The organism is Paraglaciecola sp. (assembly GCF_030730205.1).
Classification (GTDB): domain Bacteria; phylum Pseudomonadota; class Gammaproteobacteria; order Enterobacterales; family Alteromonadaceae; genus Paraglaciecola.
This window is the reverse complement of the sequence record NZ_JANQVQ010000225.1, coordinates 1-16,524: the sequence shown is the minus strand read 5'-3', so window position 1 is coordinate 16,524 and position 16,524 is coordinate 1. Positions and strand designations below refer to the sequence as shown.

Annotated in this window: 11 protein-coding genes; all 11 read left to right on the top strand. The window is 42.2% G+C overall.

What is annotated here, in order from left to right; all coding sequences use genetic code 11:
* The first annotated feature begins 166 nt into the window (after positions 1-166).
* The 11 genes from malQ (at position 167) to rluF (ending at position 16,468) form a co-directional block, all read left to right on the top strand.
* Complete coding sequence (gene malQ / locus NWQ57_RS15035) at positions 167-2,362, top strand: 4-alpha-glucanotransferase (protein WP_306022979.1); 2,196 nt, start codon at positions 167-169, stop codon at positions 2,360-2,362.
* Between the two features lie 58 nt (positions 2,363-2,420).
* Positions 2,421-4,613 carry a 1,4-alpha-glucan branching protein GlgB gene (gene glgB / locus NWQ57_RS15030; protein WP_306022978.1) on the top strand — a complete coding sequence of 731 codons (2,193 nt, stop codon included), beginning with the start codon at positions 2,421-2,423 and terminating at the stop codon, positions 4,611-4,613.
* A gap of 6 nt (positions 4,614-4,619) precedes the next feature.
* On the top strand, positions 4,620-6,710 hold the full coding sequence (gene glgX / locus NWQ57_RS15025; RefSeq protein WP_306022977.1) for a glycogen debranching protein GlgX: 2,091 nt from the start codon (positions 4,620-4,622) through the stop codon (positions 6,708-6,710).
* A 116-nt stretch (positions 6,711-6,826) separates the two neighbouring features.
* The gene (msrB, locus tag NWQ57_RS15020) at positions 6,827-7,210 is read left to right on the top strand and encodes a peptide-methionine (R)-S-oxide reductase MsrB (protein WP_306022976.1); all 384 of its coding nucleotides are present in this window, start codon (positions 6,827-6,829) and stop codon (positions 7,208-7,210) included.
* A gap of 395 nt (positions 7,211-7,605) precedes the next feature.
* A complete protein-coding gene (locus NWQ57_RS15015; protein WP_306022975.1) occupies positions 7,606-9,066 on the top strand; it encodes a glyceraldehyde-3-phosphate dehydrogenase in 1,461 nt (486 codons plus the stop codon).
* Positions 9,067-9,232: 166 nt separating this feature from the next.
* Positions 9,233-10,360, top strand: coding sequence for a M14-type cytosolic carboxypeptidase (locus NWQ57_RS15010; RefSeq protein ID WP_306022974.1), 1,128 nt, complete (start codon positions 9,233-9,235; stop codon positions 10,358-10,360).
* Between the two features lie 65 nt (positions 10,361-10,425).
* The gene (locus tag NWQ57_RS15005; RefSeq protein ID WP_306022973.1) at positions 10,426-12,099 is read left to right on the top strand and encodes a sodium:alanine symporter family protein; all 1,674 of its coding nucleotides are present in this window, start codon (positions 10,426-10,428) and stop codon (positions 12,097-12,099) included.
* 123 nt (positions 12,100-12,222) lie between these two features.
* Complete coding sequence (locus NWQ57_RS15000) at positions 12,223-12,549, top strand: hypothetical protein (RefSeq protein ID WP_306022972.1); 327 nt, start codon at positions 12,223-12,225, stop codon at positions 12,547-12,549.
* Between the two features lie 13 nt (positions 12,550-12,562).
* On the top strand, positions 12,563-12,856 hold the full coding sequence (locus NWQ57_RS14995; protein WP_306022971.1) for a YeaC family protein: 294 nt from the start codon (positions 12,563-12,565) through the stop codon (positions 12,854-12,856).
* Positions 12,846-15,665: a DUF349 domain-containing protein gene (locus tag NWQ57_RS14990; protein ID WP_306022970.1), complete on the top strand. Its 2,820-nt coding sequence runs from the start codon at positions 12,846-12,848 to the stop codon at positions 15,663-15,665. Before NWQ57_RS14995 ends, NWQ57_RS14990 begins: the two co-directional genes overlap by 11 nt.
* A gap of 65 nt (positions 15,666-15,730) precedes the next feature.
* Positions 15,731-16,468, top strand: coding sequence for a 23S rRNA pseudouridine(2604) synthase RluF (gene rluF, locus NWQ57_RS14985; RefSeq protein WP_306022969.1), 738 nt, complete (start codon positions 15,731-15,733; stop codon positions 16,466-16,468).
* Positions 16,469-16,524 lie beyond the last annotated feature (56 nt).

Sequence of the window (16,524 nt, the reverse complement as noted above, 5' to 3'; positions counted from 1 at the left end):
TTACAAAATTATGGACTATTTAGCCAAATAAGGCAAAATATTAACAAATAAATGTTATTTAATTACAGTTATGCTTCTGCAAACGTATTCAACTTCGGTTGTTAGAATTTTTAGATGATAATAAGTTGTTAACAGACTATGTCAAAATCACAGGAATTTTAAGTTAATGGCCTCATCGCTAATTGATCATCTAGTAGAATATCGCGGAATCGAGTCAAACTATACTGACGCTTGGGGCAAAGCTGCCACTATCGATCCAAATACCAAACAAAAGCTGCTGGGCGTTATGGGCTACGACGTGGATGATGCGGAAAAGCTTCAGGTTCAAGCTGACGAAGATGTTAAGACCAGTTGGTTAAATCCACTGAACCCCGTTCAAGTACTTCGAACCGGAGACACTATTCAGTTAGCCCTTAGACTTCCTATCGAATTAGTCAATGACCAATATCTTATTCGGATTATGACAGAACAGGGCGATAATTTAAGTCATGCTCTTACGCCGGTTGATGAACAGTTAATAAATGTCATTCATATTGATGGTATTGAATTTCAAGAATACTTGATTGATTTACCCTTTGGATTGCCATTGGGCTACCACGAGCTTGCTCTTACTATTGATGATGACGAAATTGCTAACATGCGTTTAATTATGGCACCGAAGTCGTGTTATAAGCCTAAAACCATTATTGATGGCAACAAAATCTGGGGATTAAGCGTTCAACTTTATTGCTTGCGTAGTGAGCATAACTGGGGCGTTGGTGACTTTTCTGACTTGGCCTATTTATTAGAAAAAGCTGCCAAACAAGGGGCCCAGTTTGTTGGATTAAATCCAATTCATGCTCTGTACCCGGCTAATCCTGATGCGTGCAGTCCTTATGGACCGTCATCTCGTCGTTGGCTCAACTTTATCTATATAGATGTAACCGCCTTAGATGGATATCAAAGCGCTGAAACTCAACACATCGTTGATGATGCTAACTTTCAGCGAGAGTTAGCCAGTGCTCGAGCGAATGAGCTGGTTGACTATCCCGCGGTAACTCGATTAAAACTGCAAGCACTGAGTGCCATCTTCGAGTATCAGAATAGTCAGTATCTCAATAAAAATACGAAACTTAACAAAGCCTTTAAAGCGTTTGTTGAAGAGGGAGGGGAAAGCTTACAAACCTTAGCGGTTTATGACGCCTTGCAGGAAAACTTAGCGGCACAAGGTAAGCCTTCTTGGGGTTGGCCTGTTTTTCCGGCAGAATTTTCTGACTTTCAAAAACCTGCCGTTGCCCGTTTTATTAAGAAAAACGCGACAAGGGTTAAATTTTTCCTATGGCTGCAATGGCAAGCCGCATTGCAGTTGGCCGCGGCTAACGAAGTGGCGGCAGCAAATAACATGTGTATTGGTCTGTACCGTGATTTAGCCGTGGGCGTGAGCGAAGGGAGTGCTGAAATTTGGGGTAACAAAGACCTCTACTGCACCAACGCCAGTGTGGGGGCGCCACCCGACGTATTGGGGCCTCTGGGACAAAATTGGGGTTTACCTCCAATGGATCCAGAAAAACTGTATCAGCAACGATATCAGCCGATAATTGATTTATTTAGCGCGAACATGCAAGCCACAGGTGCATTGCGTATCGACCACGTTATGGCCTTACTCCGCCTATGGTGGGTGGTTAAAGGCGATTCCGCTAAACAGGGCGGTTACGTTTATTATCCGGTTGATGACTTGTTAGCCATCTTGGCCCTTGAAAGCCACAAAAATCAAAGTTTGGTCATTGGCGAGGATTTAGGTACAGTACCTGAAGAAATCCGTGACAAATTAGCTGACAACGGTGTTTATTCCTATCGAGTATTCTTTTTTGAGCAGGCCAAGGACGGAGGGTTTTATTCTCCTGGTCATTATCCTACTCAGTCCATGTCTACGCTGACTACCCACGATATGCCGACATTGACAGGTTATTGGCATTGTTATGATTTGGAGCTTGGCAAAGAATTAGGCTTGTACCCAACAGAAGAGATTTTGCAGGAGCTTTTTGTTAGCCGTCATGAGAACAAACAGGCTATATTAGATACCCTGCATGCACATAAGTCAGTTGGCGATGAGATAGGTATCGACGTAAATTATGTGGGAATGAGTACCGCGCTAAACTTTGGTATGCAAAAACACATGGCTGGAGGTTCAAGCGAATTATTGAGCCTACAACTAGAAGATTGGTTACAGATGGATAAACCCGTTAATATTCCTGGTACGTTTAAGGAGTATCCTAACTGGCAACGTAAATTGACTCGAAATCTACAGGGCATATTTGATGATCCTATGCTTAATGAGCTAGCTTTGAGTCTGACAGAGGCAAGAAAAAACGCTTCGACATAATGTGATAATTAATAGCGGTTCGACCAAATTGGCGAACCGCCTTCATTAAGGCGGTAAAATGCAGCTAGAACAACAGTTACAACATGCACAGTGTGCTTCCCCATTCAATCAATTAGGCCCACGTTTCGATTCAGCTAAGTCAATTCTCTCTCTCACTGCATGGGTTCCACACGCTCTTAGCATTAAAGCCGTCGACTTAAAAACCGGTCTTGAGATCGGTGAGTTAAAGCAGGTCAATGGCACGCATTTATTTACTGGTGATTTTAAGGCGCAAGCCGCTCCTCTTGCCTATAGTCTTCATATTACTAATGCAGATACACATTATGAAATAGTTGACCCTTATCAATTCAAAGAGCAGGCCTATCACGCGGTCCATTTTGTCGATCATTCAGCGCAAAATGTGTACAAACAACTCGGCGCACAATTAGTGTCTTTGGATGTCGGATTAGCGCAGCCTATCGAGGCTACTCGTTTTGCCGTCTTTGCTCCTAACGCCAGCGCAGTTTCGTTAATCGGCGATTTCAATTTCTGGGATGGCAGCTGTTTGCCAATGCAAAAAACCGATTTTGGATACTGGGTACTCGTTGTTCCTGGAATTCGTCCGGGGGCAAAATATAAATATCAAATTAAAGATGCAGCGGGTAATAGTTTACCGCACAAGGCTGACCCTGTAGGGTTTTCTGCTGAACAATACCCTTCACATACCTCAGTGGTTTATGATCATAATGCTTATCAATGGCAAGACAGTGATTGGATAAAGCACGCGCAAAAAGACAAATATCGAACCCCAATGAGTATCTATGAAATCCACCTAGGTTCATGGAAACGCCCTGATAGAGATTCGAATGAAACGTATTTAAGCTATCGTGATTTAGTCAAAGAGCTCATTCCCTATATCAAAGATATGGGTTACACCCATCTTGAATTACTGCCCGTATCAGAATTTCCATTTGATGGGTCTTGGGGATATCAACCTGTTGGACTCTTTTCGCCAACCAGTCGCTTTGGTTCGCCCGATGACTTTAAATATTTTGTTGATCAATGCCACCAGAATGGCATTGGCGTAATCATTGATTGGGTACCTGCCCACTTCCCAGAAGATGGTCACGGGCTTGCTCGCTTTGATGGTACACATGTATACGAATATGAAGATCCTCGTAAAGGCTGGCATCCAGATTGGAATTCCTGCATCTACGATTTTGGTAAAGATACGGTGCGTCAGTTTTTAGTCGCTAACGCCTTGTTTTGGATTGATAAATTCCATATCGATGGTTTACGCGTCGATGCGGTTGCTTCAATGTTGTACCTTGATTACTCTCGGGAAGACGGCGAGTGGATCCCAAATGTTGATGGCGGTAATCACAATTATGAAGCGATTAGTTTATTGCAATGGATGAATCGTGAAGTCTATGAGAAGTTCCCTCATGCAATGACCATTGCAGAGGAATCCACTTCATTTCCAAAAGTATCTCGTCCGTTGTTCGACGGCGGCCTCGGTTTTGGTTTTAAGTGGAATATGGGCTGGATGCATGACTCGCTGCACTATATTTCAAAGGATCCAAGTTATCGCCGCTATCATCATAATGAAATCACTTTTAGTATGGTGTACGCCTTTGATGAAAATTTTGTATTACCTATCTCTCATGATGAAGTGGTACATGGTAAGGGCTCCTTATTACGCAAAATGCCAGGGGATGAGTGGCAACAAGCAGCAAACTTGCGCGCTTATGCTGCATTCATGTACGGGCACCCCGGTAAAAAACTAAACTTCATGGGTAATGAAATTGGTCAAGCCGCTGAATGGAACCATGATAGTTCTGTGAATTGGCATTTGCTGGAGTTTGAAAAACATAAAGGCATTCAAAGCTTATATCGTGACCTAAATGGTTTATATGCAAAGTACCCTGCTTTATATGAATTAGATAGCAGTCATGCTGGGTTTGAGTGGATTGATCATGGTAATGCTGAGCAAAGTATTTTGTCATTTTTACGTAAGTCTGACGGCCAACAACAAAAGATCTATTGCATAACCAATTTCACGCCTGTACCACGTGATAACTTCTTACTCGGTGTGCAAGATGAAGGGACGTATCAATTGTTGATGAATACCGATGATAAAAAATACTGGGGGAGTGGTTACAAGGTAGTGAAAAAAATGACGTCCAAAGCGAAGTCTTGGAATGGCCAACCGGCTGCCATTAGTATCAATTTACCGCCCTTGGCGAGTTTATTTATTATTTTTAAAGGTTAGAAAAAAATGGATGCTAAAGCGTTAAATGTATTACCGGGCGCGGCTCATCCACTTGGTGCAACGTTAACGGCAAATGGCTGCAATTTTGCAGTCCATTGCCCCAATGCCACGGAAGTGCAACTTTGCTTATTTGCAAAAGATACCGAAGAACAACTCGCTGTCATTCCCTTACCTGCTAAAACAGGCAAGGTTTGGCATGGTTTTATTGAAGGGATAACAGAAGGGCAGTTATATGGCTACCGAACATGCGGTGAAAATAACGCTCAACTTGGATTGCAGTTCAATCCTGAAAAATTACTCATTGACCCCTATGCCAAGGCACTAAATCGCCCCTTAGTATGGAATGCCCAGCAGTACGATGGCGATAGCCAGTTTATGATTGCCAAGGGCCTTGTCTTAAAAACCAGTGAATGTCGCGGTCGGATTACCAAACCACGAGTGCCAATGAGCCAAACCGTTTTATATGAAGCCCACGTAAAAGGCATCAGTCAACTTCATCCTGATGTGCCCGATGCCCATCGTGGAAAGTTTTTAGGTTTGTCTCATCCTTCAATTATCAAGCATATTAAGTCCCTTGGTGTCACGAGTGTTCAGCTCATGCCGGTGATGGCGTTTATGCCAGAGCGTTATATTACTGAAAAAGGGTTGACCAACTATTGGGGATATAATCCGATCAACTATTTTAGTCCTGATCCTCGTTATGTCGTGGCTGATGGGGTGTGTGAATTTAAAAGTATGGTTGATAGTTTGCATGAGGCAGGTTTAGAGGTCATTTTAGATGTGGTGTTTAATCACACGGCTGAAGGGGGGCTAGACGGCCCTACCTTAGCGTTTAAAGGGCTTGATAACGCTTCGTTTTATTTGTTTGAGCGCAATGAGTACGGCACTGTTGATTATCGCAAGTATGTGAATAACTCAGGTTGCGGTAATAGCGTCAATACGGCCTATCCCTATGTACTGAAACTGGTCATGGATTCACTGCGTTATTGGGTTCAAGAAATGGGGGTGGATGGCTTTCGTTTTGATCTTGCCGCAAGTTTGGGCCGAGACCCTTATGAATTCTCTAGTGTATCGGGTTTTTTTAGAGCCATACGACAAGATCCCGTATTATTAAACATCAAACTTATCGCTGAGCCTTGGGATATTGGCAATGGTGGTTATCGATTAGGCCAGTTTCCATCGAATTGGGTGGAATGCAATGACAAATACCGTGATACGGTGCGCGCATTTTGGCGCGGAGATAAAGGCCACACAAGTGATTTTGCTACTCGTTTATTAGGCTCACGAGATATTTTTCCTAAGGAAAATCGAGCTATTCATACCTCTGTCAATATGGTGACTTACCACGACGGCTTTACATTGCAAGATTTGGTTAGCTACAACGAACGCCATAATGAAGCGAACTTAGAACAAAATCGTGATGGTCATGGGCATAATATTTCGTCAAATCATGGATTTGAGGGGGTGACAGGCGATACGCAAATTAAGGCTCTTAGAGATCGTCAGAAGCGAAACTTGTTTGCTACCTTAATGATGTCGCAAGGCATCCCCCATGTGTTAGGTGGCGACGAATTAAGTCGCACGCAACAGGGTAATAACAATGCCTATTGTCAAGACAATGAAATTAATTGGTTTGATTGGGAGTTAAGCGAAAATGAACAGGACTTTTTAGATTTTTGCCGTCACATGATCAAGCTTCGCCGCGACAGTGAACTGTTAAGTCAACTTAATTTGGAAGATGATAGTTACTCCTTGCAACACAACGTCGACAAGATCAATTGGTATCGCCCTGATGGTGAAAGAAAATTAGTCGATGATTGGCACGATCATAATAATCAGGCCTTCGCCGTAGAATTTGTCGGTCTCGAACCAGCAGATACAGTTAACAAAACTGAGCACTGGTTATTGGTTTTTAATGCAACTGACCATGATGTACGTTTTAATTTGCCCCTTTTAAGTCAGGCTCATGGTTGGAAAATTATGGTGGATACCCGTTATCCAAAATTAGCCCTTCAACCTCAGGTGGCAGTAAAGCAGGTTTATATGCAGGCATTTAAGAGCATCTGTTTATTCAAGGTGATAAATGACCAAACCTAAGCTATTTTTGCCGGAGGGGACTTGACTGAACAATGTGCCCAGTAATATAACTGTCATATCCATCGATTGGATACCTTACACATCAACCATGGAATCATGACGGTCGGAGTATAATTGTGAAGTTAACTGAATCGCAGTGGCGAGAGAGATTAACAGAGGAAGAGTTTAAGGTTTGTCGTGAAAAAGGGACTGAGCGCCCTTTCACGGGGCACTTACTCGACAGTAGAGCAGCTGGTGATTATGTTTGCACCTGCTGTGAAAAGAAGTTATTTACCTCTGAAGATAAGTTTGATTCCGGTTGTGGTTGGCCCTCATTTTTTAGCCAAAGCACGGAACAGAATGTTGAATATCACAGCGATAACAGCTTAGGGATGCTGCGCATCGAAATCGTTTGTCGTCATTGTGATGCCCACCTAGGGCATGTCTTTGATGATGGCCCGCCACCAACGGGCAAGCGCTATTGTGTTAATTCAGTTGCCGTTAAATTTAAACCCACGTAATCCCTATTTGCTTGAAAACGCTCAATTATTGAGCGTTTTTTGTTTTAGGTCAAAAAAGTATAAAAAATATCGTGAAAGTAAATTTCATTTATTAGGTCTCAAAAACGCTGAATAAGGCTGTTTTAACCCTTGCCTGCCGATTTATCACCTCACTCTGAATCTATTTTAAAAGTCTAAGTTAAAAGTGTAGAAATATTACAAATTAAATAGCTTAAAAGACTGATTTTTAATCATTTTAGTAATTTAGTGCCAATTTGGCGAAAGGGATCACTTTCATTAGAATGACGCCGCTTTATCACAGCATCGCTGTATATCCGTAATCAAGATTGATATGTCAGCTAAGACTAGCGACAAAAAATATCAAAATCATTCACTGTAGGTAGCCACTTTCAATTATGAATCAGCAATTAGAACAGGAATTATTAAGCAGTTGGCAAGAAAGGCAGGAATATGCTGAGCAAATGCAGCCTTTGCTAGGAAAGTTATACCGCAATCATGCAATCGAAATCTCGGTGTATGGGCGTCCGTTACTTGGCGCAAGTGCAATCGACATCATCAAAGCGCACCGGTCCGTCCGCTTAAAGGAAACGCATAAACTAAGGTTGCGTGAAAGCTGGCCTTTGTTAGACGCTATCAGTCAAATGACTCTGGCCCCAGCACATATTGATTTAGGAAAACTAGCATACGCTTATCACTATGATGCACAATTTGCAGAGCAATCAGTAGAACAATACCTGCAACAGCAACTTGCTGAAATTATTGGCGTACATGACGCTCAAGAGCCACAAGATGTGGTGTTATACGGTTTTGGTCGAATAGGTCGTATTTTAGCCAGATTACTTATCGAACGTCAGGGGAAAAATAATAAGCTGCGCTTAAAAGCGATTGTTGTAAGAGGCGGTAAGAGTGGAGATCTTGAAAAGCGTGCTAGTTTGCTAAGACGCGATTCAGTGCATGGCCCTTTTAATGGCAGCATCACCATTGATACTGAAAAAAATGCCATCAAAGCGAATGGCTCCTATATTCAAGTGATATACGCTAACTCGCCGCAAGAAGTTGACTATAGCCATTACGGTATTCAAAACGCCATTGTGATCGACAACACCGGAATGTGGCGTGATCAAGAGGGTTTGAGTCAGCATTTATTGTCGAAGGGTGTTAAAAAAGTCCTTTTGACCGCGCCGGGCAAAGGCGACATAAAAAACATTGTTTTTGGTGTTAACCATAATGACGTAGCCGCAGAAGACGTCATATTGTCAGCCGCTAGCTGTACCACCAATGCCATCACCCCTGTTTTAAAAGCGCTAGATGAACATTTTGGGATTCAAAGTGGGCATGTAGAAACGGTACATTCATTTACCAATGATCAAAATTTGATTGATAATTTCCACAAGGGTGACCGACGTGGACGCAGTGCGGCTTTGAACATGGTTATCACTGAAACCGGTGCTGCTACAGCCGTTGCGAAAGCGTACCCGCAATTAAAGGGTAAACTAACGGGTAGTGCTATTCGCGTACCTACTCCAAACGTTTCCCTAGCGATCTTAAATTTACATTTGAGCAAAGCCACTACCAAGGACGAGCTCAACAATTACTTACGTGATGTTTCGCTTTTTTCCGACCTGCAACATCAAGTTAACTATACGGCTTCAAGTGAAATAGTGAGCACAGACTTAGTAGGAACTAGAGCCCCAGCTGTGGTTGACTCAAAGGCAACCATCGTGGTTGACCAACGAGCAACTGTCTATGTTTGGTACGACAATGAGTTTGGCTATAGCTGTCAGGTCATGAAGGTGCTAGAAAAAATGTCAGGGTTAACATCACCCACCTTACCTCACGCGACAGTGAAACTGTAAGCAAAGACGCTGTGCTGTTTTAAGGCAGCATAGCGGCGTTTTTATGCGCTAATATAGGCTGTAAATTGAAAATTTCAGCCTTTTTGTTGTTCAGTTTCTCCAGTTATAACCTTTTTTATTGAAGCTGTGTTAAATTACCGCGGTCAAATTTATTAGAGAATATATCGTGAGAATAAGCAGCAATTTTGATAGTGGAAATATCGAGGTAAACAATGCCTCTTCGCCAAATGACATTAGACTGAGCATTAAAAAAGACAAGCAATCAGACTTTTTTCAATGGTTCCATTTTAAACTTGAAACCACCGCATTTTTATCACACAAGCTTGTTATCACCAATTTACATCAGTCCGCTTACCCTGATGGTTGGAAGAATTATCAAGCCGTAGCTTCATATGATCGCCAAGAATGGTTCAGAGTCGATACCGAGTTTGATGGTGACAGTTTAGTCATACAACACACCCCTGAATATGAGCATGTTTATTATGCTTATTTTGCCCCTTATAGCTACGAACGTCATCTTGATCTTTTAGCATGGGCGCAGCAATCACCCGTATGTCAGCAGCAGTTTTTAGGCGAGACCCTCGATGGGCGTGATATGTCGATGTTGGTGGTAGGTGAACCAGAAGAAGGCAAAAAAGTTATCTGGGTCACTGCCAGACAGCATCCAGGTGAAACCATGGCTGAGTGGTTTGTTGAAGGATTTTTGGAACGTTTATTAGATGAGAGTGATGGTGTTGCCCGTCAATTGCTGGAAAAAGCGGTATTTTACGTCATACCCAATATGAATCCCGATGGTTCTGTTCGCGGTCATTTGCGCACCAATGCTATTGGCGTGAACCTTAATCGAGAATGGGCGACACCTAGTTTAGCGTCTAGTCCTGAGGTGTATTTTGTCAAACAAAAAATGATAGAAACTGGGGTGGACATGTTTTTAGATGTCCATGGTGATGAAGCACTACCCTACAATTTTGTAGCTGGCTGTGAAGGTAACCCAGGCTATTCTCCTCGCATTAAAAATTTAGAAGATAAATTTAAGCAAAACTTTATGTTAGCAACGCCAGACTTCCAAGACAGTTTTGGCTATCCAAAAGACAAACCAGGAGAGGCCAATCCCACAGTCGCCACTCACGCTATTGGTCAACACTTTGATTGTTTAGCCTTTACCTTAGAAATGCCTTTTAAAGATAATATCGATTTACCTGACAGTGCCTATGGCTGGTCGCCTGCGCGCAGTAAACAGTTGGGTGAAGATGTAATGATTGCTATGCGTGCTGTAGTTGATATGCTTCGTTAGGAACGATAAAACCGTTACAAAAAACAATAAAATACTGACTAAAATAATAAATAAAGGGGAAAGCAGTGGAAATATTTCATGATTTTTTAAAGTCACTTGACGGCATGCTGGGTGGAGCCTTCTGGTTTCCTTATGTGCTTCTCGGTACCGGTTTGTTCTTCACAATATATTTGAAATTTCCACAAGTTCGATATTTCAAACATGCATGGAAAGTGGTGTTAGGAAAATACGATAAAGCGGATTCTCCAGGGGATACGACGCATTTTCGAGCACTGACAACCGCCTTATCAGGTACCGTTGGTACAGGTAACATCGGTGGGGTGGCATTTGCTATCTTTTTAGGTGGGCCGGCTGCGTTGTTTTGGATGTGGGCAACGGCTTTTTTAGGGATGACAACCAAATTCGTAGAAGTGACCTTGTCTCACAAATACCGTGATAAAACACCTGACGGTACGATGGCTGGTGGTCCCATGTATTACATGGACAAACGCTTGAACATGAAATGGCTAGCCGTTGCCTTTGCTGTGGCAACCGTTATCAGTTCATTCGGTACTGGAAACTTGCCTCAAAGTAACGGTATCGCGACCAGTATTGAATCCACCTTTGGCTTCGATCCTCTTATTGTTGGTAGCGTGTTGGGTATTTTACTGGCATTGGTTATCTTGGGCGGTATTACCCGTATTGCAGCAGTAACGTCTAAAATCGTACCCTTAATGGCGCTTATTTATTTGGTTGGTGCGGTGTCTGTTATTTTTGCCAATCTTGAAAACGTCGGACCTTCGTTTGTGTCTGTGTTATCAGATGTGTTTACTGGCTCGGCGGCAACAGGTGGCTTCTTGGGGGCGACTATCGCTTATGCGTTTAACCGCGGCGTTAACCGAGGTTTGTTTTCAAACGAAGCGGGCCAAGGTTCTGCACCAATTGCTCACGCAGCGGCAAAAACAGATGAGCCTGTCTCTGAAGGAATGGTGTCAATACTTGAGCCCTTTATCGATACTATTATTATCTGTACCTTAACTGGTTTGGTGATCTTGTCATCGGGCGTTTGGAAAGAAAAACACTGGAATACCTTTGATCGTTCAGACATGGACATTGTTGCCGGTGCTTACCTTGAGTCGAGCGATAGCGATAAAAAACAACTTTATAATTACTTGAACGGTTTAGATGAAAGCCAAGTTGAGGAATTTAATGGTGAAATACAAGTGGTCAACGGTAAACCTGTTAGCACTGGATTTACTATTATTAACGCGCGTTCATTAGCTGAAGACGTGACCTTTACAGTGGGTGATCCTGAAGATACTTTTACCGGTACGTTAAAAGTAGTTAATGGGCAATTGCTTAAAGATAACATCATGGTGTCTGGTTACTCGTTAATTCACTCAGCCAGTTTAACGGCGGTAGCGTTTACACGAGGGTTCTTTGGCGATTCGGGAAAATATATTGTTTCAATAGGTTTATTGCTCTTTGCTTTTTCAACAGCCATCGCTTGGTCATATTATGGCGACAGAGCCATGACCTATTTATTTGGCCCGCGTTCGGTTATGCCATATAGAGTGGTTTACGTTGCAGGCTTTGTTTGGGCTGCAGTGTCTGATACGACCTTAGTTTGGACGCTATCTGCAGTAGCGATAGTAGTGATGACCTTGCCCAACTTATTTGGTATCTTTTTGCTCAGAAAAGAAATGAAAGATTCGGTAGCAAGCTACTGGGATAAATTTAATAAAGAACATAAGTCTTAAGTTTAGTGATTAACAAAAGCGCAGCTCATAGCTGCGCTTTTAAGTTAAAAACTGTTTTTAGTGAACATCGTATAAAGTAGCTTGGTCATAACCTTTATTGAGCTACCTGTGTGGAGTAGAAAAATGGCATTGATAGATTGTCCCTCATGCGGCAAAAAAATTTCAGACAAAGCACAAAGTTGCCAGCACTGTGACTTTGCAATTGGTCAAGCGAGTGTTGAGGACTTTGCGAGAAAAAACGCATTGAAAAAGTATTTGCAACGCCAAAGTATTCAAAATCAGTCAATGCTGGCCATGTTGTTGTTTGTTGGTGGTTTTGGTTTTATGTATTGGGGCGATGTGACCCAAGAAGACATTCAATTTAAACTTGCATTTGCAGTAGCCGCGAGCGGTTTCATTTGGTACATAGTGAATCGTGTGCGCCTTGTTTTTATTAAAAAATCTGATTGAGCGATAACCAGTAATGAATGTTGAAGTACTCGTGCAAAACATGTCGCAAGACATATACGAAAAGCTACGTGGCTCAGTAGAAACCGGAAAGTGGCTTGATGGCTCGCCCTTGACAGAGCAACAAAAAGAAACATGTATTCAAGCTGTTATGCTATATCAGTCTAAAGTGCTGAAATCTGAACAACACATGACCGTTGGTGCAAACGGCGAAATAGTGCACAAAAGCCGAGACGCTTTAAAAAAAGAACTTGCCCAACAATCTTTCGATAATCAAACTATAGCGCGGTTTAAACAGGATGATATTTAATCGTTTTTTTCGTTCCAAACATCTCGATCCAAATCCACACGTTCGCATCAAAGCCATTGAAAAGTTAAACAGTGAGCTTTCTGCTGAAAAATCGGTTTTACACGAATTGGCGTTTAACGATCCTGATGCTGGAGTCAGTTTAGCTGCTTTGCAAAAGTTAGATAGTTTTACCTTGTGGTATAAAATGTCTGAGATAAGTAAAGACGAAAGGGTACTTAAAAAATCACAGCAAATTGTTGAACAAAGCCTGTTTGATCCTACCAATACCCGCTTAAATGAACAAGAAAAGCTCAGTTTTGTGCGTCAATGCAAAGACGTAAAGTTGCTAGAAAAGTTGGTTTTTTTACCTTGGGTGCAATCGGATACACGCTTAGCTGAAACATTACTCACCAAAATATCAAAGCCTGTAGTGCTGGAAAAGATCATATTAGAATCGAGCAATGCCGAGTTGCAAAACCGTTTAATGGATAAATTAAGCGATGAAGCAACTAGCCGAAAATTGCTAGCAAAAGTCATTAAAAAAGGCCGCGCTGAGGCAGTCAATCAAAAAGCTCGCGACATACTGCAAAAATGGGATTTGCAACAACAGTTGCCCATCAGTATTGAAAAAGACACGACAATGTTGCTCTCTCGCTTACTTGCCTTAAAAGAACAGACTGATTTACGTATTATCACGGTACAGCAAGAATTATTAACGGCTCAATATGCTGAGCTTTGTGAACAGTTTTCTTGTTTGGCCGAAAGCAAAAAACGAGAATTTGAACAAAAATTTAGTGAAATAAGCCAGCGTGTAAACAACACGATTGAGCTGCTCAAACCTCAATGGCAAGAAGAGCAAGCTGCCCAGTTACTCAGCAAAAACATCAATGATCTCCAGTCAAAGAGTCGCGAAGTCCTCGATGCAGCCAATGCTTTATTACGTGAGCACATGCTTGAGATAACAAATGACCAGGTTGAGTCGACTACTGAAGAATTAAATCACTTGTACGACAGTGTGAAACAAACACTAAGGTCGCTGCCGGCTGACAAATCTGTAGAAAAAAGGCGTTTAGAGCTGATCATCGAGCAAATAATTCAGTGTCAAGAAAGCTTGGCAAATTTGCCTGGTTTCATGTTGTGTTTAGGTCACAGCCAAGAATTATTGCAGCAGTTTAGTGCTTTAAAATTGCCTGATGATGTCAGTCAAATTGATGCCGCAGAGCAATATTTGAGAGAAGTAAAACACCAGTGGCGTGAAATTACGCAGCGTTTTAATAAAAACCTACCTGCTGAATTGCTTTCGGCTTGGCAACAAGTTGTGCATGATTGGCAAGGCGCAATTAAAAACCTGAGCGAGCAAGTTAACCAAGAGGTTGCACGTTGCCGAAATAAGTATCGCGCGATAGAAGGTTTGATCAATCAAGGGCGTTTTCGTCTTGCTATTGATGTGTATAGCAAAGTGCTGGTTTGGTATGAAAAACTACCAGAAAAACAACAAGATAAACTGAATAAAATACATTCGCAGATAAAACAGCAAATTGAAAATTTAAAAGATTGGCAAGAGTATATTGCTGCCCCCCGAAAGCCAGCCTTACTTAGTGACGCTGAGCAGCTGGTACTTGCACCGCTAAGCGATATTGAAGAGCAAGCAAAAGCTATTAAAGTGCTTCGTCAGCAATGGAACAGTTTAGGTGTGATTGATTCAGAATCGGATGCAGCACTGAACGTTGCCTTTGATGAAACCTTAGAAAAAGCGTTTGCGCCTTGCCGAGCTCATTATGAGCAGCAACAACTATTGCGAGCTCAAAATCTGCAAGACAAAAACGCTATTTTACTTGAGTTAGGGCAGTTGAATGAATCCACAGGTGAGTTGAGCCAATTGTCTAAACAACTGACTACTTTGCAGCAGAAATGGCGCAAAACCGGCGAAGTTGAGTTTAGTTTACGCAATGATCTGTATGCTAGATTTCAAAGCGCGGTATTACCCCTAAAAGAAAAAGTGTCTGCTTATTATCAAAGCAATGCAGAGCAAAAAGGAGTCTTAGTTAAAAAGGCTCAGCAGTGCCTTGAAATTACACCAATTGAAGACGGCATTAACCAGATTAAGTTACTTCAGCAGCAGTGGAAGTCTACGCAGCACGCAGGTAAAAAAGCAGAAGCTGTGTTATGGCCCGCTTTCAAAGAAGCTTGTGACAAAGTATTTGCGTTACGTAATGCCCAATTTGAGCAGCAAAAGTCACAGCAAATTCAGCAAATAGTGAGCCTCAAAGAAAAGCTCGCTGCTATGCAAAGTGCAGTCGAACAGGCGCAAAATAAAGCAGAGTTTGAGCAAGCCAGTGCGTTAAAAGCAGACATTACTGACCTATTAGCTTCAGTAGCTAGTAAAGAGCGCCATGCCTTGGAGCGCCAACTACAAGGCCTAGAACAGCAGATTTCACAAGGCATAGCGAAGCAAGAATCAAGCTTGGTTCAGCGCCAATATGTGTCTGTCTTTAAGGTGATGTCGAAGTGGCAAACACCAGATGAATTGCCAGCTGAACATGAGGAGTTGTCAAATACTTGGCAGGCAGCATTTAATCAGTCAGCACAGGGCCCGATGCTCACACGTCACGAGCTAACGGTGATGTTAGAAATTCTTAAAGAGCAGGCTTCCCCTAACGTGGACAGTGCGTTAAGACAACATCTTCAATTGCAATTAATGGCTAAGAAATTACAAGATGGCGACCTAGAGCAAGCAGATGATTTACTTAAAAAATGGATCAGTTTAGGTCCTTTAACGACCAACGAGCAGAGTTACTTTGAGCGGGTTCAATCTTTATTCATCTATTAAGGCGCCAGAGAGTCAAATGGTAAACTTAGTGTTATTTACAGTATGTCACGATAATCAGGGCAAAAATGAGTCAGTCAGACGCAATACGCCTCAATAAATTTATCAGCGATTCGGGTTTTTGCTCCCGTCGTGAAGCAGATAAATTAATTGAAGCGGGGCAGGTTACGATAAACGGTTCAACACCTGAACTAGGCACCAAAGTCCTACCAGGCGACGAAGTGCGAGTACAGGGGCAGTTGGTCTCAGCGAGTGCCAGGAATAAGTCAGATAGGGTCTATATTGCTTATCACAAACCGGTAGGGATAACCTGCACCACGGAGCGTCATATTAACGGCAATATTATCGATGCAATTGGACACAGCGAGAGAATTTTTCCAATTGGTCGCTTAGATAAACCTTCCGAAGGTTTGATTTTTTTGACCAGCGATGGTGACATCGTTAATAAAATTTTACGCGCCGAAAATGCCCATGACAAAGAGTATGTGGTTACGGTAAATCGACCATTAACAGAGCACTTTATCAATAAAATGGCCAAAGGCATTCCAATTTTGGATACCATCACAAAACCTTGTACAGTTAAAATGCAGAGTAAGATGGTGTTTACGATTGTGCTAACACAGGGGCTGAATCGACAAATAAGACGAATGTGTGAATATCTTGGTTATGAGGTAGTCAAGTTAAAACGCACACGGATAATGTCAATAAGACTCGCCGGGCTAAAAGCAGGACAGTGGCGAGATTTAACTGGCGATGAAGTTGAAAATCTGCAAGCGGCTGTGATGAATTCGTCTAAAACGGCATAACTTGTTTTGTTGCTTCTACTAGCCTGTTGATCTTATTTTAAATTAACAGGCTAGTA

Excerpts from the sequence above, each read along its gene's own strand:
- rluF (WP_306022969.1), top strand. The coding sequence starts at position 15,731 with ATGAGTCAGTCAGACGCAATACGCCTCAATAAATTTATCAGCGATTCG.
- glgB (WP_306022978.1), top strand. The coding sequence starts at position 2,421 with ATGCAGCTAGAACAACAGTTACAACATGCACAGTGTGCTTCCCCATTC.
- glgX (WP_306022977.1), top strand. The coding sequence starts at position 4,620 with ATGGATGCTAAAGCGTTAAATGTATTACCGGGCGCGGCTCATCCACTT.
- NWQ57_RS15000 (WP_306022972.1), top strand. The coding sequence starts at position 12,223 with ATGGCATTGATAGATTGTCCCTCATGCGGCAAAAAAATTTCAGACAAA.
- NWQ57_RS14990 (WP_306022970.1), top strand. The coding sequence starts at position 12,846 with ATGATATTTAATCGTTTTTTTCGTTCCAAACATCTCGATCCAAATCCA.
- NWQ57_RS14995 (WP_306022971.1), top strand. The coding sequence starts at position 12,563 with ATGAATGTTGAAGTACTCGTGCAAAACATGTCGCAAGACATATACGAA.
- NWQ57_RS15015 (WP_306022975.1), top strand. The coding sequence starts at position 7,606 with ATGAATCAGCAATTAGAACAGGAATTATTAAGCAGTTGGCAAGAAAGG.
- malQ (WP_306022979.1), top strand. The coding sequence starts at position 167 with ATGGCCTCATCGCTAATTGATCATCTAGTAGAATATCGCGGAATCGAG.